Source organism: Kitasatospora sp. NPDC058218, from assembly GCF_042882445.1.
Taxonomy (GTDB): Bacteria; Actinomycetota; Actinomycetes; order Streptomycetales; family Streptomycetaceae; genus Kitasatospora.
Genome location: NZ_JBHVWC010000034.1, coordinates 16,040 through 37,990, shown reverse-complemented (window position 1 = coordinate 37,990; position 21,951 = coordinate 16,040). Strand labels below are relative to the sequence as shown.

The window sequence follows — 21,951 nt, the reverse complement described above, 5'->3', positions numbered from 1 at the left end:
CCCGCGGCCGCCCGAACGCTACTCGCCGGGCTCCTGGAGGGCCTCGGCCGAGACCCGGACGGGGGTGGCGACCATCGAGCCGATCCGGTTGCGGCGGCCCGCCGAGCTCTCGGCGGTCAGCCGGATCGCGGTCAGGTCGGTGGCCGCGTCCTCGGGCAGCGGGATCTCGCAGGACGAGCCCGGGATCGGCACCCGGCCGAGGTGCTTGGCGAGCAGGCCGCCGACGGTCTCGACGTCCTCGTCCTCCAGCTCGATCCCGAACAGCTCGCCCAGGTCCTCGACCAGCAGCCGGGCGGTGATCCGGTACGAGCCGTCCCCGAGGTCCTCGACCGGCGCGATCTCCCGGTCGTACTCGTCGGTGATCTCGCCGACGATCTCCTCCAGGATGTCCTCGATGGTGACCAGCCCGGCCGTGCCGCCGTACTCGTCGATCACGATCGCCACGTGCGAGCGGCGCTGCTGCATCTCCCGCAGCAGGTCGCCGGCCGCCTTGGAGTCCGGGACGAAGACGGCCGGCCGCATCACCGCGCCGACCTCCTCGGACTCGGCCTCCCGGTTGATGTGGGTGCGCCGCACCAGGTCCTTGAGGTAGACGATGCCGACCACGTCGTCCTCGTTGTCGCCGACCACCGGGATGCGCGAGAAGCCGGAACGCAGCGCCAGCGTGAGCGCCTGGCGGACGGTCTTGTGCCGCTCGATCATCACCAGGTCGGTGCGCGGCACCATCACCTCACGGACGATGGTGTCGCCCAGCTCGAAGACCGAGTGCACCATCCGGCGCTCCTCGTCCTCGATCAGGTCGTCCTTCTCCGCGAGGTCGACCAGGGCCCGCAGCTCCGCCTCGGAGGCGAACGGCCCCTCGCGGTAGCCCTTGCCCGGGGTCAGCGCGTTGCCGAGCAGGATCAGCAGCCGCGGGATCGGGCCGAGCACGCCGGCCAGCGGCAGCAGCACGAAGGAGGCCGCGGTGGCGGTGGTCAGCGGGTGCTGGCGCCCGATCGTGCGCGGCGAGACGCCGACCGCCACGAAGGACACCAGCACCATCACGCCGAACGCCAGCAGCACGGCCTGCCAGGTGGAGTCCAGGCTCCGCACACAGACCACGGTGACCAGGACGGCCGCCGCCATCTCGCTGGCCACCCGGATCAGGGTGGCCAGGTTGAGGTAGCGGATCGGGTCGGAGGCCAGCGCCAGCAGCCGGGCCGAGCCCCGCCGGCCGGCCCGGACGGCCTCCTCCGCGCGGAACCGGGAGACCCGGGAGATGCCCGCCTCGGCGCAGGCGGCCAGCCAGCCGAGGACGACCAGCAGCACGGCACCCAGGATGAAGCTCGTACTCTCACCACTCACAGGGGTTCGGGCTCCGCGCTCAGTGGGTGGTGGGGGCCGGGGAGATGCCGCCCAGGCCGCGGCCGGCCCGCCAGCCGTCCAGGATGGCCTTCTGGAGGCCGAACATCTCCTCCTCCTCGTCCGGCTCCTCGTGGTCGTAGCCGAGCACGTGCAGCACCCCGTGGACGGTGAGCAGCTGCAGCTCCTCGTCCATCGAGTGCTTGGACGGGGCCGCCTTGCCCTGCTGCTCGGCCACCTCGGGGCAGAGCACGATGTCGCCGAGCAGGCCCTGCGGCAGCTCCTCGCCCTCCTTGCCGGGACGCAGCTCGTCCATCGGGAAGGACATCACGTCGGTCGGGCCGGGGAGGTCCATCCACTGGATGTGCAGCTCCTCCATCGCCGCACCGTCCACCAGGATCACGGACAGTTCTGACTGCGGGTGGATCCGCATCTTGTCCAGCGCGTAGCGGGCGACGTCGAGGATGGACTCCTCGTCGGCGTCCCAACCGGACTCATTGGCGATGTCGATCGACATGACGGGCTGGTTACTCAGCTTTCGGTGCGATGGGACTGTCGGGGTGCGCGCGGTGCGGTCGTCTTGCCGGGGCGCCGCTGGCCGGGCTTGCGGGCCGACGGAGCGTTCTCCTCGGCCTCCTGCCGGGCGTCCCAGCGCTCGTACGCGTCCACGATCCGGCCGACCAGCTTGTGGCGGACCACGTCGGTGCTGGTGAGGACGGAGAAGTGGATGTCGGGCACGTCGACCAGGATCTCCTGGACGACCTTGAGGCCGCTGCGGGTGCCGCCCGGGAGGTCGATCTGGCTGGTGTCGCCGGTGACGACCACCCGGGAGTTGAACCCGAGGCGGGTGAGGAACATCTTCATCTGTTCGGGCGAGGTGTTCTGGGCCTCGTCGAGGATGATGAAGGCGTCGTTGAGGGTCCGGCCGCGCATGTAGGCGAGCGGGGCGACCTCGATGGTGCCGGCCGCCATCAGGCGCGGGATGGAGTCCGGGTCCATCATGTCGTGCAGCGCGTCGTAGAGCGGACGCAGGTACGGGTCGATCTTCTCGAAGAGGGTGCCGGGCAGGAAGCCCAGCCGCTCCCCCGCCTCGACGGCCGGACGGGTCAGGATGATCCGGTTGACCTCCTTGGCCTGGAGGGCCTGGACGGCCTTGGCCATCGCGAGGTAGGTCTTGCCGGTACCGGCCGGGCCGAGGCCGAAGACGATGGTGTGCTTGTCGATCGCGTCGACGTAGCGCTGCTGGTTGAGCGTCTTGGGGCGGATGGTGCGGCCGCGGTTGGACAGGATGTTCGCGGTGAACACCTGCGACGGCGCCGGGCTGTCCGGGTCGTCGACGGCGCTCCGGAGCATGGCGATGGAGCGCTCCACGGCGTCCTCCGTCAGGGGTTGGCCGGTGCGCAGCACCAGCATCATCTCGTTGAAGAGCTGCTGCACGAGGGCGACCTCGGCGCGCTCTCCGGTGGCGGTCACCTCGTTGCCGCGGACGTGGATGTCCGCGGCGGGGAAGCCTCGCTCGATCACCCGCAGCAGCGAGTCCGCGGTGCCGAGCAGGGTGACCATCGGGTGCTTCTCGGGGATGACGATCCGGGCGCTGGTGCGGCCCTCGTCGGCCGGTTCGGGGCGCGACTGTCCGTTCGTACGGGTCTGCGATGTGTCACTCATAGGTCGGCGCTGGGGCCTGCCTCATCCCATCCGTGGTCTCGTGGTGCCGCTCGAACCTTCCGGGGCACCAGGGTACGCCGCGAGCGTGATCGCTGCGGCGGGCGGCGGGGCCGCACCCGACGATGCTGCGGCAGATCCGAGGGCGGCGCGAGCGGTTTTCCGCCCGGCCGCGGCCGGGCCGCGCACTCACGACCGCCGTCGGGGCGGCACGGGCACCCGGGCCAGGTCCTCGGCCAGCACGACGGTGCCGTCGAAGTGCTTGCGGGCGTCGGCGAGGTGCTGGCCGAGGTCCGGGTAGCGCTGCGAGAAGTGGGTCAGCACGAGGGTGCCCGCGCCGGCCTCGGCGGCGACCTTGCCGGCCTGGCCGGCGGTGAGGTGGCCGTGCTCCTCGGCGAGCCGGGTGTCGGCGTCGGTGAAGGTGGCCTCGATGACCAGCAGGTCGGCGCCCTCGGCGAGTTCGTGGACGCCCTCGCAGAGCCGGGTGTCCATCACGAAGGCGAACCGCTGGCCGCGCCGGAACTCGCTGACCTGGTCGAGGGTGACGGACCGGCCGTTCGACTCGATCGCGCCCAGGTGCTGGAGGCGGCCGACGTCCGGGCCCGCGATGCCCAGCGCGGCCAACCGCTCGGGCACCAGCCGGCGGCCGTCGGGCTCGGTGAGCCGGTAGCCGAAGGACTCGACGGGGTGCGAGAGCCGGACGGCGTCCAGCGCGAAGCGGGCGCCGGGCGCGGGCAGCGGGCCGGGCTCGTCGATCGGGCGGGGGCGCAGCACGGCCGTCTCGTGGAAGGCGGTGGCGTGCCGCAGCCGCTCGAAGTAGACCTCGCCGGAGGCCGGGTAGTAGACGTCGACCGGGTGCGGGACGCGGTCCAGGTTGATCCGCTGGATCACCCCGGCGAGGCCCAGGCTGTGGTCGCCGTGGAAGTGCGTGACCGCGATCCGGGTGATCTGGGTGGCGGAGACCCCGGCGTGCAGCATCTGGCGCTGGGTGCCCTCGCCGGGGTCGAACAGCAGGCCCTCGCCGTCCCAGCGCAGCAGGTAGCCGTTGTGGTTGCGGTGCCGGGTCGGTACCTGGCTGGCCGTGCCGAGGACGACGAGTTCGCGCTGTGACACGTCGTTCAGACCATGCGCTCGTTCATCGGGATGCCGCCGAGGACGTGGACGTGGGCGTGGAAGATCGTCTGGCCGGCGCCGGCGCCGGTGTTGAAGATCAGCCGGTAGTCCTCGATGCCCTCGTCCCTGGCGACCTCGCCGGCCTCGGCGAGGAGCTCGCCGGCGATCTGCGGCTCGGCGGCGGCCAGCGCGGCCGCGTTCGGGTAGTGCACGTGCGGGATGACCAGGACGTGGGTCGGGGCCTTCGGGGCGATGTCCCGGAAGGCGAGGGTGCGCTCGGTCTTGCGCACCACGGTGGCCGGGATCTCGCCGGCCACGATCTTGCAGAACAGGCAGTCGGACTGCGGCTCGCCGGCCATCGGGGTCTCCTCGCGGTGTCGCACGGTGTCGGTCGGGGCGTACGGCCGCATGCTAGCCGAGCCGCCCGGTCGCCTGCTGGTACTCGCGCAGGTGCTTGCGGCGGACCACGCGGACCCCGACGGCCGTCCCCTCCGATTCCGGATCCTCGGTCAGCAGGCCGACCACCACGATGACGTAGCCGAGCAGCCAGCGCTTGGTGAGCCGCCAGGTGTGCGGACGGCTGCCGTCCTTGCGGCGGATCACCCGGGTGGCCAGGACGCCCTTGCCCAGGCTGAAGCCGGTCAGGCGGGCGAGCAGCACCTGGTTGGCGAAGGAGGCCCCGAAGAAGACGCCGACCAGCGTGCCGAAGTAGACGCCGACCGGGCCGTCCGGGCCGCTCGCCGCCTTGGCGGCGGCGAAGCCGGCCGCGAGGGCCAGCACACCGTCGAGGGTGGCGGCGAGGAACCGCCGGATGCTGCCGGCCTCCTCGGGCCGCCGTGCCCGGGGGGCCTGCGCCTGCTGGGGGTACGACGGGTACGGCTGGGGGTGGTGGGGCTGGGGGTACGGCTGGGGGTGGGACTGCGGCGGGTACTGGCCGTACGCCTGCTGCGGCGGGTACGGCTGCGCGCCGTAGGGGCCCTGCCCGTACGGCGGTTGCCCGTACGCGGGCTGCCCGGACGGCGGCTGTCCGTACGCGGGCTGTCCGTACGGCGCCTGTGGATAGCCCTGTGCCATGTGTGCTCCCCCGTGAGCTGCCGACCGGCCGACGACCGGTCTTGATCAAGAACAGCCCCGCATCCTACCCAGCCCCGGAGCGGGGCGCCGGGGTGCCCGGCCACCCGCTCCGGGCACCCCCGCCGGGCCCTACGCCGGGCCCTGCGCCGGGCCCTGCGCCCACGGCAGCGGCGGCGGCGTGCTGGCCGGGGTCTCGGCCAGCGTGGCCAGGGCGATCCGGACGCCCTCGGCGAGCTGCGGGTCCTCCCCCGCGGCCCACTGGTGCGGCGCGACCGGCACCTCGACGTCCGGGTCGACGCCGTGGTTCTCCACGCCCCAGCCGTACCCCTCCAGCCAGAACGCGTACTTGGGCTGGGTCACCAGGGTGCCGTCCACCAGGCTGTACTTGCTGTCGATGCCGATCACGCCGCCCCACGTCCGGGTGCCGACCACCGGGCCGAGCTTCAGGGCCTGGATGGCGGCGTTGACGATGTCGCCGTCCGAGCCGGAGAACTCGTCGGCCAGCGCCACGATCGGCCCGCGCGGCGCGTCACCGGGGTAGGGCACCGGGTTGGCGAGGTCCCGGGCGACGTTCCAGCCGACGATCCGCCGGGCCAGCTTCTCGATCACCAGCTGCGAGGTGTGACCGCCGCGGTTCTCCCGGATGTCGACGATCACGCCCTCCCGGGCCATCTCCGACCGCAGGTCGCGGTGGATCTGGGCCCAGCCGGTGCTCTGCATGTCGGGGATGTGCAGGTAGCCGAGCCGCCCGCCGGACAGCTCCCGGACGGCGGCCCGCCGGCCGGCCACCCAGTCGTGGTAGCGCAGCGGCTCGTCGTCGGCGAGCGGGACGACCACCGGGTGGCGCCGGTCGGTGCCGTCCTTGCCGGCCACCGTCAGCTCCACCGGCTGCCCGGCGGTGCCGGCCAGCAGCGGGGCCGGGCCGGCCACCCCGTCCACCGGGCGGCCGTTGACGGCCAGGATCGCGTCGCCCGGGCGGACGGCGGCGCCCGGCGCGGCCAGCGGCGAGCGGGCCCGCGGGTCGGAGGACTCGCCGGGCAGGATCCGGGCGATCCGCCAGACGTCGCCGTCCTTCACCAGGTCGGCGCCGAGCTTGCCCTGCCGGCGGGCGGCCTCGGTGTGGACGCCGTAGGGCGCCACGTAGGCGTGCGAGGTGCCCAGCTCGCCGTGCACCTCCCAGAGCAGGTCGACCAGGTCGTCGTGCGAGCCGAGCCGCTCCACCAGCGGCCGGTAGCGGTCCAGGACGGCGGCCCAGGGCAGGCCGCCGAGGTCCGGGCGCCAGAAGTTGTCGCGCATCAGGCGGCCGTTCTCGTCGTACATCTGGCGCCACTCGGCCGCCGGGTCGACGGTCACCCGCAGCCGGTCGAGGTCGACGTCGATCTCGTCGTCCTCGCCGACCGCCTTGTGGTCGGCCGGGACGATCCGCAGCTCGCCCTCGTCCAGCACGGCCACCCGGGTGCCGTCGCCGCTGACCTCGAACGCGTCCAGGCCGTCGACCAGTTGCTCGGCGCGGCGCTTGCGCAGGTCGAACCGCTCCAGTGCGGGGCGCGCCTCGTCGTCCTCCAACGAGGCCGCGTCGTCGCCGAGTTCACCCGTGAGCGGGATCCTGGTCCAGAGCACGCCGTCCTTGGCGGCCGCCAGCTCGCCGAACCGGCCGCCCTCGACCGGGAAGGGGACGATCCGGTCGGCGATCCCGTCCAGGTCGACCCGGGTGGCGGGCGGGGCGTCGGCCGACCCCTCCTCGCCGTCCGCCTTCTTGCCCTTGGGCTCGTCGTCCTCCCCGCCGACCGGCCGGCCGGACCGCCGCGGCCCGAACGGGGAGGGCGTGTCGGCGGCCAGCGTCACCAGGTACGGGCGGCAGCCGTTCGGGAACGACAGGTCGAAGACGTGCGAGTCGTAGACCGGGTCGAAGTTGCGCACCGAGAGGAAGGCCAGGTGGCGACCGTCGGCGGTGAAGGCCGGCGAGGTGTCGACGAAGCGCGCCGGGGTGACCTCGCCGACCGTGCGGGTGGCCAGGTTGGCCAGCACGATCTGGCGCAGCGACCAGGCCCCGAAGCCGGGGCACGGCCGCGACCAGGCCAGCCAGGCGGAGTCCGGGCTGAACGCCAGCCCGCTGACCTCGCCGTCGGCGCTGCGGTCCAGCTCGTGCACCGTCCCGTCGGCGAGCGTGACCAGCAGCACCCGGCCGTCGTGCGCGCCGACCGCCGCCTGCTTGCCGTCCGGCGAGACGGCCAGCGCGCGGACCCGGCCCAGCTGTCCGGCGGCCAGCCGGCGGCGCTCCTCGCCCAGCACGGCGGGGGCGTACTCGATGGCGTCCTCGCCCTCGGCGTCGGTCACCCAGAGCACGCCCTGCGCGCCGTCCTCGCCGGGCACCACCCGGGCCCGCCGGGCGCGCACGCCGGGCGTTTCGTCCAGCACCCGCGCCGGGCCCTCCCGGTGCGGCAGCCAGTGCACGCTGCCGCGCACCACGACGGCGCCGGCCCGGCCGGTGCGGTCGGGGACGGCGGTCTCCAGCCAGTGCGCGGCCGCCACCGGGCGGGGCCGCCGGCCGGCCCGGGGACCGGAGGGCCGGACGTCCAGCCGGCGCGGCTCGGCGCCGTCGAGGTCGTCCAGCAGCCAGAGGTCGCCCGCCCGGTGCCAGATCACCCGGGTGCCGTCGGTGGTGGCGCCGCGGGCGTAGAAGCCCTCCGCGGAGGTGGTGTGGCGGCGCAGGCCGCTGCCGTCGGGGAGGCTGGAGTAGAGCTCGCCGACGCCCTCGTGGTCGGCCAGGAAGGCGATCCGGGCGCCACCGGGCGCGTCGACCCAGAGCGGCGACTCGATGTGCCCGTCCAGCTCCTCGTGGACGCGGGCGAACTCCTCGGTGCCGATCCAGAGCTTGCCGACCCGGCCGCCCCGGTAGCGCTTCCACCGCGCGGGCTCCGCGCCGGCCGCCGAGAGCAGCAGCACGCGGTCGCCGCCCGGCTCGTGGGCCAGGCCACCGATCGGCCCGTACGGCAGCCGCTGCGGCTCGCCGCCGTCCAGCGGCACGGCGTGCGCCCAGGTGCGGCGCAGGGTGGCCTGCCCGGCGGAGGTGGTGGCGATCGGGCGGCCGTCGGCGGTCCAGCCCTGCAGCTGCGTCTGGTCACTGCCCCAGTACGTCAGCCGGCGGGATGGTCCGCCGTCCACCGGCGCGACGTGCACCTCGGGTGCGCCGTCGCGGGTCGAGACGAAGGCGATGTGCCGCCCGTCCGGCGAGAAGCGCGGGCGGCGGACCGGGACGTGATCGGCCGTCAGTCGCCAGGGCCGGCCACCGTCCAGCGGGGCGAGCCAGACGTCGTTCTCCGCGACGAAGGTGATCAGGTCACCGCGCAGGTGCGGATGGCGCAGGTACGCGCCGGCAGGGGTGCTCGGGGATTCGCTCACAGCGGCACCCTACGCACCCGTCCGGGCGGCGCGCCCCGGGTTTCGCGGAGGCCGCCCCCTACGAGGGACGAACGGGCACCGGGCCCGCGCGGGACGAACGGCCGCTCAGCCCCAGCGGCCGGTGCGGCCCAGCAGCAGGGCGCCGGCGGCCACCCCGGCGGTCGAGGTGCGCAGCACCGAGGGCCCGAGCCGGTACGGACCGGCGCCGGCCTCGGCGAAGGCGGCCAGCTCCTCCGGGGAGACCCCGCCCTCGGGGCCGACCACCAGCACGATGTCCCCGCTGCCGGGCAGCGCGGCGCCGGCCAGCGGCTCGGCACCCTCCTCGTGCAGCACCGCGGCGAGCGCGGCACCGGCCAGGACGGGCACCAACTGCCGGGTGGTCGCGAGCTCGCGGACCTCGGGGAAGCGCAGCCGGCGGGACTGCTTGCCCGCCTCGCGGGCGGTGGCCCGCCACTTGGCGAGCGCCTTGGCGCCGCGCTCGCCCTTCCACTGGGTGATGCAGCGGGAGGCGGCCCACGGGATCACCACGTCCACGCCGACCTCGGTCATGGTCTCCACCGCCAGCTCCCCGCGGTCGCCCTTGGGCAGCGCCTGGACGACGACGATCCGCGGCGCCGGCTCGGCCTCCCGGCGGACCGCGGCCACCGTCACCTCGACGGCGTCCTTGCCGTGGACGGCCGTGACCGTGCCGTCGACCCCGAGGCCGAGCCCGTCGGCCAGGGTCACCGCCTCGCCCGGCTCCAGCCGCTTCACGGCGGCGGCGTGCCGCCCCTCCGGGCCGTCCAGCCGGACCACCGCGCCGGGGGCGGCGGAGGCGAGCTGCGCGGTCTCGACGACGAACACGGGCGCGGTCATGGCGGTTCCTGGGAGTCGGGGGGTACGGGCGGGGGAACGACGGCGCCCGGTGACCCGCCGGAGCGGGGTCACCGGGCGCCGGTGCGGTCAGCGGCCGTTGAAGGCGTCCTTCAGCCGGGAGAACAACCCCTGCTGGCCCGGCGCGAACTGGCCGGACGGCCGCTCCTCGCCGCGCAGCACCGCGAGGCGGCGCAGCAGGTCCTCCTGCTCGGGGTCGAGCTTGGAGGGCGTCTGCACCTCGACATGCACTATCAAGTCGCCGCGGCCGCCGCCGCGCAGATGGGTGATGCCGCGGCCGTGCAGCGGGATCGACTGGCCGGACTGCGTGCCGGGCCGGATGTCGACCTCCTCCAGCCCGTCCAGGGTCTGCAGCGGCACCTGGGTGCCGAGCGAGGCGGCCGTCATCGGGATGGTGACCGTGCAGTGCAGGTCGTCGCCGCGGCGCTGGAAGGTCGGGTGGGTGGTCTCGGCGATCTCGACGTAGAGGTCGCCGGCGGGGCCGCCGCCGGGGCCGACCTCGCCCTCGCCGGCCAGCTGGATCCGGGTGCCGTTGTCGACACCGGCCGGGATCTTGACGGTCAGGGTGCGGCGGGCCCGCACGCGGCCGTCGCCGGCGCACTCCGGGCACGGGGTCGGCACGACGGTGCCGAAGCCCTGGCACTGCGGGCAGGGCCGGGAGGTCATGACCTGGCCCAGGAAGGACCGGGTGACCTGGGAGACCTCGCCCTTGCCGCGACACATGTCACAGGTCTGCGCGGAGGTGCCGGGAGCGGCCCCCTCGCCGCTGCACGTGGTGCAGGTGACGGCGGTGTCGACCTGGAGTTCCTTGGTGGTGCCGAAGGCGGCCTCCTCCAAGGTGATCTCCAGCCGGATCATGGCGTCCTGGCCGCGCCGGGTGCGCGAGCGCGGGCCGCGCTGACCGGAGGCCGCGCCGAAGAACGCGTCCATGATGTCGGAGAAGCCGAAACCGGCCGCGCCCGCGCCGAAGCCGCCCGCGCCGCCGCCGTTGGGCGAGAGGGGATCCCCGCCGAGGTCGTAGACCTGCCGCTTCTGCGGGTCGGAGAGGACCTCGTAGGCGGCGTTGATCTCCTTGAACCGCTCCTGCGTCTTCGGGTCCGGGTTGACGTCCGGGTGCAGTTCGCGCGCCAGGCGCCGGAACGCCTTCTTGATCTCGTCCTGCCCCGCATCCCGTCGGACGCCGAGTACCGCGTAGTAGTCCGTGGCCACCAAATGCTCCGCTTGTTCCGCCTGTAGAAGTGCTTGCGACTGGTACCGGTGTCACCTATGTGACACCGGCCGTTCCCTACGACTCGGCCAGGATCTGGCCCACGTACCGTGCCACCGCTCGCACCGCCCCCATTGTGCCCGGATAGTCCATCCGGGTCGGACCGATCACACCCAGTTTGGCCACGCTCTCGTCGCCCGAACCGTAACCGACGGAGACGACCGAGGTGGAATTGAGCCCTTCGTACGCGTTCTCCCGACCGATCCGGACCGTCATCCCGGCGTCGGCGGTCTCACCCAGGAGGCGGAGCAGGATGACCTGCTCCTCCAGTGCTTCCAGCACCGGCTGGATGGTGAGCGGGAAGTCGTGGCCGAAGCGGGTCAGGTTGGCCGTGCCGGCCAGCATGATCCGCTCCTCGTTCTGCTCGGCGAGCGCCTCGAAGAGCGTCGCCAGGACGACGGTGACGGCCGGCCGGTCCGTCGCCTCGAACATCGCCGGGAGCTCGTCCAGCAGCCCCGGCACCTCGGGCAGCCGCACGCCGACGGCCCGGGCGTTGATCCTGGCCCGCAGGTCCGCGAGGACCACCTCGCCGACCGTGCCCGGGCAGTCGACCATCCGCTGCTCGACCCGGCCGGTGTTGGTGATCAGGACCAGCATCACCTTGGCCGGAGCCAGCGCGACCAGCTCGATGTGGCGCACCGTGGACCGGGAGAGCGAGGGGTACTGGACCACCGCGACCTGCCGGGTGAGCTGGGCGAGCAGCCGGACCGTGCGGGCGACCACGTCGTCCAGGTCCACCGCGCCGTCCAGGAAGTGCCGGATGGCCCGCCGCTCGGGCGCGCTCATCGGCTTGACCTCGGCCAGCCGGTCGACGAACAGGCGGTACCCCTTGTCGGTGGGGATCCGCCCGGCACTGGTGTGCGGCTGGTGGATGAAGCCGTCCTCCTCCAGCGCGGCCATGTCGTTGCGGACGGTGGCCGGGGAGACCCCGAGGTTGTGTCGTTCGACGAGGGCCTTGGAGCCGACCGGCTCCTCGGTGCCCACATAGTCCTGGACGATGGCGCGGAGCACGGCGAGCTTGCGTTCGTCGAGCTGGCGGACCTCACCGGCCATGGGGCACGCACCTCCCTCTTCGCACGTTGTCCGTGGTGACATGTGTCCGTTCTGGCATGTTCCGGGCCGCTCTGGGCGGACCGCGGCTTTGGCACTCTGAACAGACGAGTGCCAGAACCGTACCTGCCAGTGTAAGGCCCGGGTCCGACGGCAGGAACGGTCCCACCGGGGTGATCCTGCCCGCACTCCGCGGCACGCGGGTGATGCCGCGGGCCCGGCCGGGTGGCAGCATCGATAGCGAACGGCGAACGGAGGACCAGCGATGTCGACCTCGGGCCAGCACACCCGCTTCGCACCGGACCGCGGCCTGACCGGCCGGATGGTCGGGACGATGTTCGTGATCGGGCTGCTGTACGTCGGTTTCACCGGCCTGCTGATCGCGCTGCTGCGCGGCGCCTGGCCACTGATCGTGCTGATCTCCGGCGGGCTGTTCGTGGCCCAGTTCTGGTTCAGCGACAAGATCACCGAACGGGCGATGGGCGCCCACCGGGTGACCCCGGAGCAGTACCCCCAGCTGCACGGCACCGTCGACCGGCTCTGCGCGCTCGCCGACATGCCCAAACCGCGGGTGGCGGTCGCCGACAACGACATGCCGAACGCCTTCGCGACCGGCCGCAACCCGCAGAACGCGGTGGTCTGCGTGACCACCGGGCTGCTGCGGCGGCTGGAGCCCGAGGAGCTGGAGGGCGTCCTGGCGCACGAACTGTCGCACGTCGCCCACCGGGACGTCGCGGTGATGACCATCGCCGGGTTCCTCGGGGTGCTGGCCGGGGCGATGACCCGGATCGCGATGTACGGCGGCTTCATGGGCGGCGCCCGCAACAGCAACGACTCCAACGCCGCGATCGCCGCGCTGGTCATCCCGCTGGTGTCGGTCGTGGTGTACGCGATCAGCTTCCTGCTCACCCGGCTGCTCTCCCGCTACCGGGAGCTGGCCGCCGACCGGGCGGCCGCCCAGCTCACCGGCCGGCCCAGCGCGCTGGCCTCGGCACTGACCAAGGTGACCGGCCAGATCGCCGCGATCCCGACCAAGGACCTGCGCCAGGCGCAGGCGTACAACGCCTTCTACTTCGCCCCGGCGCTCAGCGCCCGGGACGCCGCCTCGCAGCTGTTCTCCACCCACCCGTCGCTGGAGAAGCGGCTGGAGCAGCTGGTGAGGATCTCCACCGAGCTCGGCCGCTGAGCCGCCGTACGAACCCCGGAGGGGACCGCCGTGGGAATCCTGGACGCGCTGTTCGGCCGCACCAAGCCCGTCAGGCCCGACCTCGACCAGCTGTTCGGCGTGCCGTCGGCCGCGCTGACCCTGGAGGCGGCGGCCGGCTTCCGGCCGACCGGTGTCGGGTCGGTCTGCTTCGCCTCCGTCGAGGGCGGGGCGTTCGTCGAGGTCGAGCGGCAGGTCCGGGCCCTGCTGGACGCCGACACCGAGCGCGGCGGCGTCCCGGTGGAGGCCTCCAAGGACGCCTACGGGTACTCCTGGCTGCTCGCCCGACACACCCCCGAGGAGCTGCCGGAGCTGGTCAACGACCTGCACGCGGTCAACAGCGAGCTGGAGGCGAACGGCTTCGGCCCGCAGCTGCTCTGCTCGCTGGTGGGCTTCCGCAGCGCCGAGGGGCAGCCGCTGGCGCTGGTCTACCTCTACAAGCGCGGCACCTTCTACCCGTTCGCGCCGGCGCCGGGTGGCGGGGAGAAGCGCAACAGCCCGCTGGAACTGCAGGTCAACGCCATGCTGGGGAACGACCTGCGGCTGGAGAAGGACCTCACCCGCTGGTTCCCGGTCTGGGGCGCGCCGGGCCTGTGACGCCCCCGCCGCCGGCCGGCGGCGCTGCCTATAGTCACCTGCATGCGCAGCCGCCAGTACGGACCGGACCTGACCCCGCCGTGGAAGAAGCAACAGCCCGCCCCCGAAGTGCCCGCCGAGCGGGACCTCGTGGTCGAGGAGGCCGCGACCGGCTTCTGCGGGGCGGTGGTGCGCTGCGAGAAGACCGCCGAGGGGTTCACCGTCACCCTGGAGGACCGCTTCGGCAAGCACCGGGTCTTCCCGCTGGTCCCGCGCGGCTTCCTGCTCGACGGGAAGGCGGTCACCCTGGTCCGGCCCGCCGCCGCCGCACCGGCGCCCTCACGCGCCCCGGGCCGGACGGCCTCCGGCTCGGTCGCCGTCCCCGGCGCCCGGGCCCGGGTGGCCCGGGAGTCGCGGATCTACGTCGAGGGGCGGCACGACGCCGAGCTGGTCGAGCGGGTCTGGGGCGACGACCTGCGGATCGAGGGCGTGGTCGTCGAGTACCTGGAGGGCATCGACGACCTGCCGGCGATCGTCGCCGACTTCGCCCCCGGCCCCGGCCGCCGGCTCGGCGTCCTGGTCGACCACCTGCTCCCCGGCACCAAGGAGCACCGGATCGCCGCCCGGGTCACCGGCACGGCGGTGCTGGTCGTCGGCCACCCGTACATCGACGTCTGGCAGGCCGTGAAGCCCTCCTCCGTCGGCGTCCCCGGCTGGCCGGACGTCCCGTACGGCGAGGACTGGAAGGAGGGCGTCTGCCGCCGCCTCGGCTGGCCGGTGGACACCCCCGCCGCGTGGAAGCGGATCCTCGCCTCGGTCGACTCCTACAAGGACCTGGAGCCCGCGCTGCTGGCCAAGGTGGAGGAACTGATCGACTTCGTGGCCTCGGAGGACTGAACCCCGCTCGGAGCGCGCCGAACTCGCCCGTGTCCAGCGTGATCCCCAGGACGTCCACGTCCCGACGGCTGACACCCACGGTAGCGAACGTCAGTCCACCAGGTCACGCACGACCGCGTCGGCCAGCAGGCGGCCCTGGAGGGTGAGGGTGGCGCGGCCCCCGGCCCAGCCCGCGGGGTCGAGCAGGCCCTCGCCGAGGGCCCGCTCGGCGGCTTTCAGGCCGGCCCCGGCGAGGAGGGTGAGCGGGATGCCCTCGGCGAGGCGCAGTTCGAGCAGGATCCGCTCGACCCGGCGGTCCTCGTCGGTGAGCAGCTCGCGGCCCTGGGCCGGGGTGCGCTGCTCGGCGAGGGCGCGGGCGTAGCCGGCCGGGTGCTTGGCGTTCCACCAGCGGACGCCGCCGACGTGGCTGTGCGCGCCGGGGCCGGCGCCCCACCAGTCGCCGCCGGTCCAGTAGAGCTCGTTGTGGCGGCAGCGGCCCTCGGGGGTGGTGGCCCAGTTGGAGACCTCGTACCAGGAGTAGCCGGCGGCGGCGAGCGCCTCCTCGGCGATCAGGTAGCGGTCGGCGTGCACGTCGTCGTCGATCATCGGCAGTTCGCCGCGCTTGACCCGGGCGGCCAGCTTGGTGCCGTCCTCGACGATCAGCGAGTAGGCCGAGACGTGGTCCGGTCCGGCGCCGATCGCGGCGTCCAGCGAGGCCCGCCAGTCGTCGTCGGACTCGCCGGGGGTGCCGTAGATGAGGTCGAGGTTGACGTGCTCGAAGCCGGCCGCGCGGGCCTCCGCCACGCAGGCCTCCGGGCGGCCCGGGGTGTGGTGGCGGTCGAGCAGTCGGAGCACGTGCGGCCGGGCGCTCTGCATGCCGAAGGAGATCCGGTTGTAGCCGCCGGCGCGCAGCTCGGCGAGGTAGGCCGGGTCGACCGACTCGGGGTTGGCCTCGGTGGTGATCTCGGCGCCGTCGGCGAGCCCGAACTCCTCGCGGATGGCCGCCAGCATCTTCACCAGGTCCCGGGCGGGCAGCAGGGTGGGCGTGCCGCCGCCGAGGAAGACGGTCCGCACGGGCAGGTCGGCGGAGCCGAGGACCTTGCGCGCCAGCCGGATCTCGGCGACCACGTTGTCGGCGTACGTCTCCTGGGAGGCGACGGCGCCCGAGGAACGCAGCTCGGTGGCGGTGTAGGTGTTGAAGTCGCAGTAGCCGCAGCGGCTCGCGCAGTACGGCACGTGCAGGTAGAAGCCGAACGGCCGCGACCCGAGCCCGGTGAGGGCGTGCGCGGGCAGGGAACCGTCGGACGGCACGGGTTCGCCGTCGGGGAGTGCGGAGGGCATGGCCCCATTGTCCCGTACGGCCCGGGCCCGCCCGAAACGGGCGGGCCCGGCTGCCGCACGGGACGACGGGCGGATCAGGCCTCGTTGGCGCCCGCGTACATCTCGGTGACGGCGTCCGCGTACGTCCGCTCGACCACCGGGCGCTTGATCTTCAGGCTCGGCGTGAGCTCGCCGTGCTCGATGTCCAGGTCGCGCGGGAGCAGGGTGAACTTCTTGATCGTCTGCCAGCGCTGGAGGTCGGTGTTGAGGCGCTGCACGAAGCCGTCGATCAGCTGGTGCGTCTTCGGGTCGCCGACCACCTCGGCGTAGGACTTGCCGGCCAGACCGTGCTCGGCGGCCCACGGCATGATCACCGACTCGTCCAGGCCGATCAGCGCGGCGCAGAAGTTGCGGCCGTTGCCGATCACCAGGATGTTGCTGACGAACGGGCAGACCGCCTTGAACTTGCCCTCCACCTCGCTCGGCGCGACGTACTTGCCGCCGGAGGTCTTGAACATGTCCTTCTTGCGGTCGGTGATCCGCAGGAAGTCGTCCTTGCCGATCTCGCCGATGTCCTCGGTGTGGAACCAGCCGTCCGGCTCCAGCACCTCCGCGGTCTTCTCCGGCAGGTTGTGGTAACCGCGCATGACACCGGGACCGCGGAGCAGGATCTCGCCGTCCTCGGCGATCCGGACCTCGGTGCCGGGCAGCACGGTGCCGATGGTGCCGACCCGGACGTCCTCGGCGGGGTTGACGCAGACCCCGGCCGAGGTCTCGGTCAGGCCGTAGCCCTCCAGGACGGGCACGCCGACGCCGGCGAAGAAGTAGCCGATCTCGGGTGCCAGCGCGGCGCTGCCGGACACCGAGCCGCGCATCCGCCCGCCGAAGGCGGCCCGGATCTTGACGTACACCAGCTTGTCGGCCAGCGCGTGCTGCAGCCGCAGCCCCAGCGGGGCGCTGTCGCGCCCGGTGGCGATCCGGTTGGCCTGGGTGACCCGGGCGTAGTCGCGGGCGGTCTTCGCCGCCCACATGAAGATCTTGTACTTGGCGCCGCCCTCGGCCCGGGCCTTGCCGGCGATGCCGTTGTAGACCTTCTCGAAGATGCGCGGCGCCGAGGCCATCATGGTCGGGCGGATCACCGGCAGGTTGTGGATGATCCGGTCGACCCGGCCGTCCAGCGCCATCACGTGGCCGGTGGCGATCTGGCCGCAGATCAGGCTCTTGCCGAACACGTGCGACAGCGGCAGCCACATGAACTGCACGTCGTCCGCGCGCAGCAGCCCGCTCTCCTCCTGGGCCCGGCCCTGGTACGCCCAGCAGTCGTGCACCAGGCGCACGCCCTTGGGGCGGCCGGTGGTGCCGGACGTGTAGATGAGGGTGGCCAGCTGCTCCTTGTCGAGCGCGGCGACGGCCTTCTCCACGGCGTCCGGGTGCTGCTCCAGGTACTCCGCGCCGAGCTGCTCCAGCTCGGCCAGGGTGAGCACGTTCAGCCCGGCCGGCACCTCAGGGGGCACGGCCCCGTCGAAGAGCACGGCGGTGCGCAGCTCGGGCAGCTGCCCGAGCTCGCCGATCACCTTGGCGAGCTGCTTCTCGTTCTCGACGAAGAGCGCCCTGGAGCCCGAGTCGGAGAGGATGTAGGCCGTCTCGTCGGCGTTGGTGCTGGGGTAGACGGCCGTGGTGGCCGCGCCCGCGCACATGTTGCCGAGGTCGGCGACGACCCACTCCAGCCGGGTGGAGGACATCAGAGCGACCCGGTCCTCCGGGCGGATGCCCAGTGACAACAGGCCGGCGGCCACCGAGAACGCCCGGGTGGCGGTCTGCGCCCAGGTCAGCGAGCGCCACTGCTCGGCGCCGGGGGCGCCGTCCGCCGCGTGCTCGTCCACCGGGACGGGGAAGCGGTAGGCCTCACCCGCCGGCGTGGCGGCGACCCGCTCCAGGAACAGGTGGGCGACGGAGGCGGGACGCGCGGCGACGATGTCGGCACGGCCGGAGTCGATCAGGGACTGCGCGGAACTCAACGAGGACCTCCGGAGGCGGGTGGCCGTCTGAGGGATGTCGCGGCGCCCGTGGGGGCGGTCGCCGGGCCCCCGGTTAACCGGACGGGTACCGGCGAGTAACAAGGGGGCAATCAGCAGCCTAGGGGGAAACCGGTCATTCCGTAAGAGGGTGAGGACAGCTGGCACACCGGCGGGCCACCGGTGCAGCGCGCAACCGGGCCCGCCGGTAGGTTCGGCAAAGGACTGGACAAACCTCGGGGCGGCGAAGCCCGAATCACCTGTACGAGTCCACCGAAGCATGAGAATTGGGATGCGAATCCCCACTGCCGACGACAAGAGTGTGCCAGTGCTGATCAGACTGCTCAGGGCGCATCTGCGCCCGTACTCCCGACCGATCTCCCTGCTGGTGATGCTCCAGCTGGTGTCCACCCTGGCCCTGCTCTACCTGCCGACGCTGAACGCCGACATCATCGACCAGGGCGTGGTCAAGGGCGACACCGGCTACATCCTGCGCATCGGCGGTGTGATGATCGCCGTCACCGTCGTCCAGGCGCTCTGCTCGATCGGCGCCGTCCACTACGGCGCGCGCACCGCCATGGCGTTCGGCCGGGACGTCCGGGCCGCCGTCTTCGACCGGGTCCAGACCTTCTCCGCCCGCGAGGTCGGCACCTTCGGCGCCCCCTCCCTGATCACCCGGACCACCAACGACGTCCAGCAGGTCCAGATGCTGGCCCTGATGAGCTTCACCCTGATGGTCGCCGCACCGATCATGTGCGTCGGCGGCATCATCATGGCGCTCAACCAGGACGTGCCGCTCTCCGCGCTGCTGCTGGCCGTCGTCCCCCTGCTGGGCGTCGTGGTGGTCCTGCTCGTCCGCTCGCTGCGCCCGAAGTTCCGCAGCATGCAGAAGAAGATCGACACGGTGAACCGGATCCTGCGCGAGCAGATCACCGGCATCCGGGTGATCCGCGCCTTCGTCAAGGACGACCACGAGCAGGCCCGGTTCGCCGACGCCAACAAGGACCTGACCGGCGTCGCCCTCCAGGTCGGCCAGCTGATGTCGTTCATGTTCCCGGCCGTGATGCTGGTGGTGAACGTCTCCAGCGTCGCCGTGCTCTGGTTCGGCGCGCAGCGGATCGACAGCGGCGGCATGGAGATCGGCGCCCTGACCGCCTTCCTCTCCTACCTGATGCAGATCCTGATGAGCGTCATGATGGCCACCTTCATGTTCATGATGGTGCCGCGCGCCGAGGTCTGCGCCGAGCGCATCCAGGAGGTCCTGGACACCAGCTCCAGCGTCGTCCCGCCGGCCACACCCGTCACCGAACTCCTGGCCCGGGGCCATCTGGAACTGCGCGCCGTCGAGTTCCGCTACCCCGGCGCCGAGGCCTCCGTCCTGCGCGGCATCGACATCACCGCCCGCCCCGGCGAGACCACCGCCGTCATCGGCTCCACCGGCAGCGGCAAGTCCACCCTGCTCGGCCTCGTCCCCCGGCTCTTCGACGCCACCGCCGGACAGGTCCTGCTGGACGGCGTGGACGTCCGCGAGCTCGCCCCCGAGACGATCGCCGACACCGTCGGCCTCGTCCCGCAGAAGCCCTACCTGTTCACCGGCACCGTCGCCAGCAACCTGCGCTACGGCCGGCCCGACGCGACCGACGAGGAGCTCTGGCACGCCCTGGAGGTCGCCCAGGCCAAGGAGTTCGTCGAACGCCTCCCCGAGGGCCTCGACGCCCCGATCGCCCAGGGCGGCGGCAACGTCTCCGGCGGCCAGCGCCAGCGCCTGGCCATCGCCCGCGCACTCGTCCGCAAGCCCGGGGTCTACCTGTTCGACGACTCCTTCTCCGCGCTCGACTACGCCACCGATGCCAGGCTGCGCAAGGCGCTCGCCCGGGAGACCGCCGACGCCACCGTGCTGATCGTCGCCCAGCGCGTCTCCACCATCCGCGACGCCGACCGGATCGTCGTCCTCGACGAGGGCGCCGTGGTCGGCAGCGGCACCCACGGCGAACTGATGGCCGACAACCCGACGTACCGGGAGATCGTGCTCTCCCAGCTCACCGAGCAGGAGGCGGCGTGACCACCCCGCAGAACAAGGCGCCCGCCAGGAAGGGCCGCGGCGCCGGCGAGCTGCCCAGCGACTCGCAGGCCGCCGCCGCCCGCCGCGGCCCGGCCGGCCCCGGCCGGTTCATGGGCGGCCAGGGCTCCGAGAAGTCGATGGACTTCAAGGGCTCGGGCAAGCGGCTGCTCACCCTGCTGCGCCCCGAACGCGCCCTGCTCAGCGGCGTCCTGGCACTCGGCGTGCTCAGCATCGGCTGCGCCGTGACCGGCCCCAAGGTGCTCGGCCAGGCCACCGACCTGATCTTCGCGGGAGTGGTCGGCCAGCAGTTCCCGGCCGGCACCTCCAAGGCGGACGCCGTCGCGGGCCTGCGGGCGAACGGCGACGGCGGCACCGCCGACCTGCTCTCCTCGGTCGACTTCACCCCCGGCCAGCACATGGACTTCGGCGCGATCGGCACCGTGCTGCTCTGGGTGCTGGTGATCTACCTCGCCTCCGCCGTCTTCGGCATCGCCCAGGGCCGGCTCGCCACCAAGGCGATCCAGCGGGCCAGCTACCGGCTGCGCCAGGACGTCGAGGCCAAGCTCGCCCGGCTGCCGCTCAGCTACTTCGACAAGCAGGCGCGCGGCGAGGTGCTCAGCCGGGTCACCAACGACATCGACAACGTCGGCCAGTCCATGCAACAGACCATGGGCCAGGTGGTGAACTCACTGCTCACCGTGGTCGGCGTGCTGGCGATGATGTTCTGGATCTCACCGCTGCTCGCCCTGATCGCGCTCGTCTCCGTCCCGCTGTCGGTGATGGTGGCGACCAGGGTCGGCAAGCGGGCGCAGCCGCAGTTCGTCCAGCAGTGGAAGTCCACCGGCCAGCTGAACGCGCACATCGAGGAGATGTACACCGGCCACGCGCTGGTGAAGGTCTTCGGCCGGCAGAAGGAGTCCGCCGAGACCTTCCGGGAGCACAACGAGGCGCTGTACGAGGCCAGCTTCCGGGCGCAGTTCATCTCCGGGATCATCCAGCCCGCGATGATGCTGATCGGCAACCTGCAGTACGTGCTGGTCGCCGTCGTCGGCGGCCTGCGGGTCGCCAGCGGCGCGCTGTCGATCGGCGACGTGCAGGCGTTCATCCAGTACTCGCGGCAGTTCAGCCAGCCGCTCACCCAGGTCGCCAGCATGGCCAACCTGGTGCAGTCCGGCGTAGCCTCCGCCGAGCGCGTCTTCGAACTGCTGGACGCGCCCGAACAGACCCCGGAGCCCGCCATGCCGGAGCGCCCCGACGCGGTGCGCGGCCGGGTCGCCTTCCAGGACGTCTCCTTCCGCTACGACCCCGACAAGCCGCTCATCGAGGACCTCTCGCTGAAGGTCGAGCCGGGCCAGACCGTCGCCATCGTCGGCCCGACCGGCGCCGGCAAGACCACCATGGTCAACCTGCTGATGCGGTTCTACGAGGTCAGCGGCGGGCGGATCACCCTGGACGGCGTCGACATCGCGGCGATGTCCCGCGAGGACCTCCGCTCCGGCATCGGCATGGTCCTCCAGGACACCTGGCTGTTCGGCGGCACCATCGCCGACAACATCGCCTACGGGGCCCAGGGGGCCACCCACGAACAGGTCGTCGAGGCGGCCAGGGCCGCCCACGTGGACCGCTTCGTACGGACCCTGCCGAACGGCTACGACACCGTCATCGACGACGAGGGCACCGGCGTCAGCGCGGGCGAGAAGCAGCTGATCACCATCGCCCGGGCGTTCCTGGCCCAGCCGTCGATCCTGGTCCTGGACGAGGCGACCAGCTCGGTGGACACCCGGACCGAGGTGCTGATCCAGCGCGCCATGGCCCGGCTGCGCACCGGCCGCACCAGCTTCGTGATCGCCCACCGGCTCTCCACCATCCGGGACGCCGACGTGATCCTGGTGATGGAGAGCGGCTCCATCGTCGAACAGGGCACCCACGACGAGCTGATCGCCGCCGGCGGCGCCTACGCCCGGCTGTACCAGGCGCAGTTCGCCGAGGCCGTGGCCGAGGTCGACTGACCCGCGTCCGTGGCCGGGGTCTGGCGGCCGGAGGGGGGGGGGGGTTGACCCCACCACCCCCACCGGCACGCCGCCCCCCCGCCCCCGACGCGACGGGGGGCCCCGGA

Annotated in this window: 17 protein-coding genes; 5 read left to right on the top strand and 12 right to left on the bottom strand. The window is 72.9% G+C overall.

Annotation, left to right across the window (positions count from 1 at the left end; translation table 11 throughout):
* Nucleotides 1–18 precede the first annotated feature (18 nt).
* From ACFVYI_RS21815 to hrcA, 10 genes are all read right to left on the bottom strand, one after another.
* Nucleotides 19–1,344, bottom strand: coding sequence for a hemolysin family protein (locus ACFVYI_RS21815; RefSeq protein ID WP_387888033.1), 1,326 nt, complete (start codon nucleotides 1,342–1,344; stop codon nucleotides 19–21).
* Between the two features lie 19 nt (nucleotides 1,345–1,363).
* Nucleotides 1,364–1,858, bottom strand: a complete 495-nt coding sequence (gene ybeY, locus ACFVYI_RS21810; RefSeq protein ID WP_329487582.1) for an rRNA maturation RNase YbeY — start codon at nucleotides 1,856–1,858, stop codon at nucleotides 1,364–1,366.
* Between the two features lie 14 nt (nucleotides 1,859–1,872).
* On the bottom strand, nucleotides 1,873–3,006 hold the full coding sequence (locus ACFVYI_RS21805) for a PhoH family protein (RefSeq protein WP_387888030.1): 1,134 nt from the start codon (nucleotides 3,004–3,006) through the stop codon (nucleotides 1,873–1,875).
* A 186-nt stretch (nucleotides 3,007–3,192) separates the two neighbouring features.
* Nucleotides 3,193–4,116 carry a ribonuclease Z gene (locus ACFVYI_RS21800; RefSeq protein ID WP_387888029.1) on the bottom strand — a complete coding sequence of 308 codons (924 nt, stop codon included), beginning with the start codon at nucleotides 4,114–4,116 and terminating at the stop codon, nucleotides 3,193–3,195.
* A gap of 5 nt (nucleotides 4,117–4,121) precedes the next feature.
* On the bottom strand, nucleotides 4,122–4,475 hold the full coding sequence (locus tag ACFVYI_RS21795; protein WP_387888028.1) for a histidine triad nucleotide-binding protein: 354 nt from the start codon (nucleotides 4,473–4,475) through the stop codon (nucleotides 4,122–4,124).
* A 52-nt stretch (nucleotides 4,476–4,527) separates the two neighbouring features.
* Nucleotides 4,528–5,190 carry an RDD family protein gene (locus ACFVYI_RS21790; protein ID WP_387888025.1) on the bottom strand — a complete coding sequence of 221 codons (663 nt, stop codon included), beginning with the start codon at nucleotides 5,188–5,190 and terminating at the stop codon, nucleotides 4,528–4,530.
* Nucleotides 5,191–5,319: 129 nt separating this feature from the next.
* Entirely contained in the window at nucleotides 5,320–8,592 is a 3,273-nt protein-coding gene (locus tag ACFVYI_RS21785; protein ID WP_387888023.1) for a S41 family peptidase, read from the bottom strand.
* A 105-nt stretch (nucleotides 8,593–8,697) separates the two neighbouring features.
* Nucleotides 8,698–9,447, bottom strand: coding sequence for a 16S rRNA (uracil(1498)-N(3))-methyltransferase (locus ACFVYI_RS21780; protein WP_387888021.1), 750 nt, complete (start codon nucleotides 9,445–9,447; stop codon nucleotides 8,698–8,700).
* Nucleotides 9,448–9,534: 87 nt separating this feature from the next.
* Nucleotides 9,535–10,674, bottom strand: coding sequence for a molecular chaperone DnaJ (gene dnaJ / locus ACFVYI_RS21775; RefSeq protein ID WP_387888018.1), 1,140 nt, complete (start codon nucleotides 10,672–10,674; stop codon nucleotides 9,535–9,537).
* 76 nt (nucleotides 10,675–10,750) lie between these two features.
* Nucleotides 10,751–11,785 (bottom strand): heat-inducible transcriptional repressor HrcA, encoded by a 1,035-nt coding sequence (gene hrcA, locus ACFVYI_RS21770; protein ID WP_387888016.1) that lies wholly within the window; start codon nucleotides 11,783–11,785, stop codon nucleotides 10,751–10,753.
* Nucleotides 11,786–12,047: 262 nt separating this feature from the next.
* Here hrcA and htpX point away from each other — a divergent pair, with 262 nt between their 5' ends.
* The 3 genes from htpX to ACFVYI_RS21755 are packed head-to-tail and all read left to right on the top strand — an operon-like array spanning nucleotide 12,048 to nucleotide 14,459.
* On the top strand, nucleotides 12,048–12,968 hold the full coding sequence (gene htpX, locus ACFVYI_RS21765) for a zinc metalloprotease HtpX (protein ID WP_387888013.1): 921 nt from the start codon (nucleotides 12,048–12,050) through the stop codon (nucleotides 12,966–12,968).
* 30 nt (nucleotides 12,969–12,998) lie between these two features.
* Complete coding sequence (locus ACFVYI_RS21760) at nucleotides 12,999–13,583, top strand: hypothetical protein (protein WP_387888012.1); 585 nt, start codon at nucleotides 12,999–13,001, stop codon at nucleotides 13,581–13,583.
* Nucleotides 13,584–13,625: 42 nt separating this feature from the next.
* Nucleotides 13,626–14,459 (top strand): DUF3097 domain-containing protein, encoded by an 834-nt coding sequence (locus tag ACFVYI_RS21755; RefSeq protein WP_387888009.1) that lies wholly within the window; start codon nucleotides 13,626–13,628, stop codon nucleotides 14,457–14,459.
* A gap of 90 nt (nucleotides 14,460–14,549) precedes the next feature.
* Here ACFVYI_RS21755 and hemW read toward each other — a convergent pair whose 3' ends face one another.
* Both hemW and ACFVYI_RS21745 read right to left on the bottom strand, forming a co-directional pair.
* On the bottom strand, nucleotides 14,550–15,779 hold the full coding sequence (hemW, locus tag ACFVYI_RS21750; RefSeq protein WP_387888007.1) for a radical SAM family heme chaperone HemW: 1,230 nt from the start codon (nucleotides 15,777–15,779) through the stop codon (nucleotides 14,550–14,552).
* Nucleotides 15,780–15,853: 74 nt separating this feature from the next.
* Entirely contained in the window at nucleotides 15,854–17,776 is a 1,923-nt protein-coding gene (locus ACFVYI_RS21745) for an AMP-dependent synthetase/ligase (protein ID WP_387888005.1), read from the bottom strand.
* A 325-nt stretch (nucleotides 17,777–18,101) separates the two neighbouring features.
* On the opposite strand from ACFVYI_RS21745, the gene ACFVYI_RS21740 reads away from it, so the two are divergent.
* Both ACFVYI_RS21740 and ACFVYI_RS21735 read left to right on the top strand, forming a co-directional pair.
* Nucleotides 18,102–19,835, top strand: a complete 1,734-nt coding sequence (locus ACFVYI_RS21740) for an ABC transporter ATP-binding protein (protein WP_387888178.1) — start codon at nucleotides 18,102–18,104, stop codon at nucleotides 19,833–19,835.
* Between the two features lie 110 nt (nucleotides 19,836–19,945).
* On the top strand, nucleotides 19,946–21,844 hold the full coding sequence (locus tag ACFVYI_RS21735) for an ABC transporter ATP-binding protein (RefSeq protein WP_387888176.1): 1,899 nt from the start codon (nucleotides 19,946–19,948) through the stop codon (nucleotides 21,842–21,844).
* Nucleotides 21,845–21,951 lie beyond the last annotated feature (107 nt).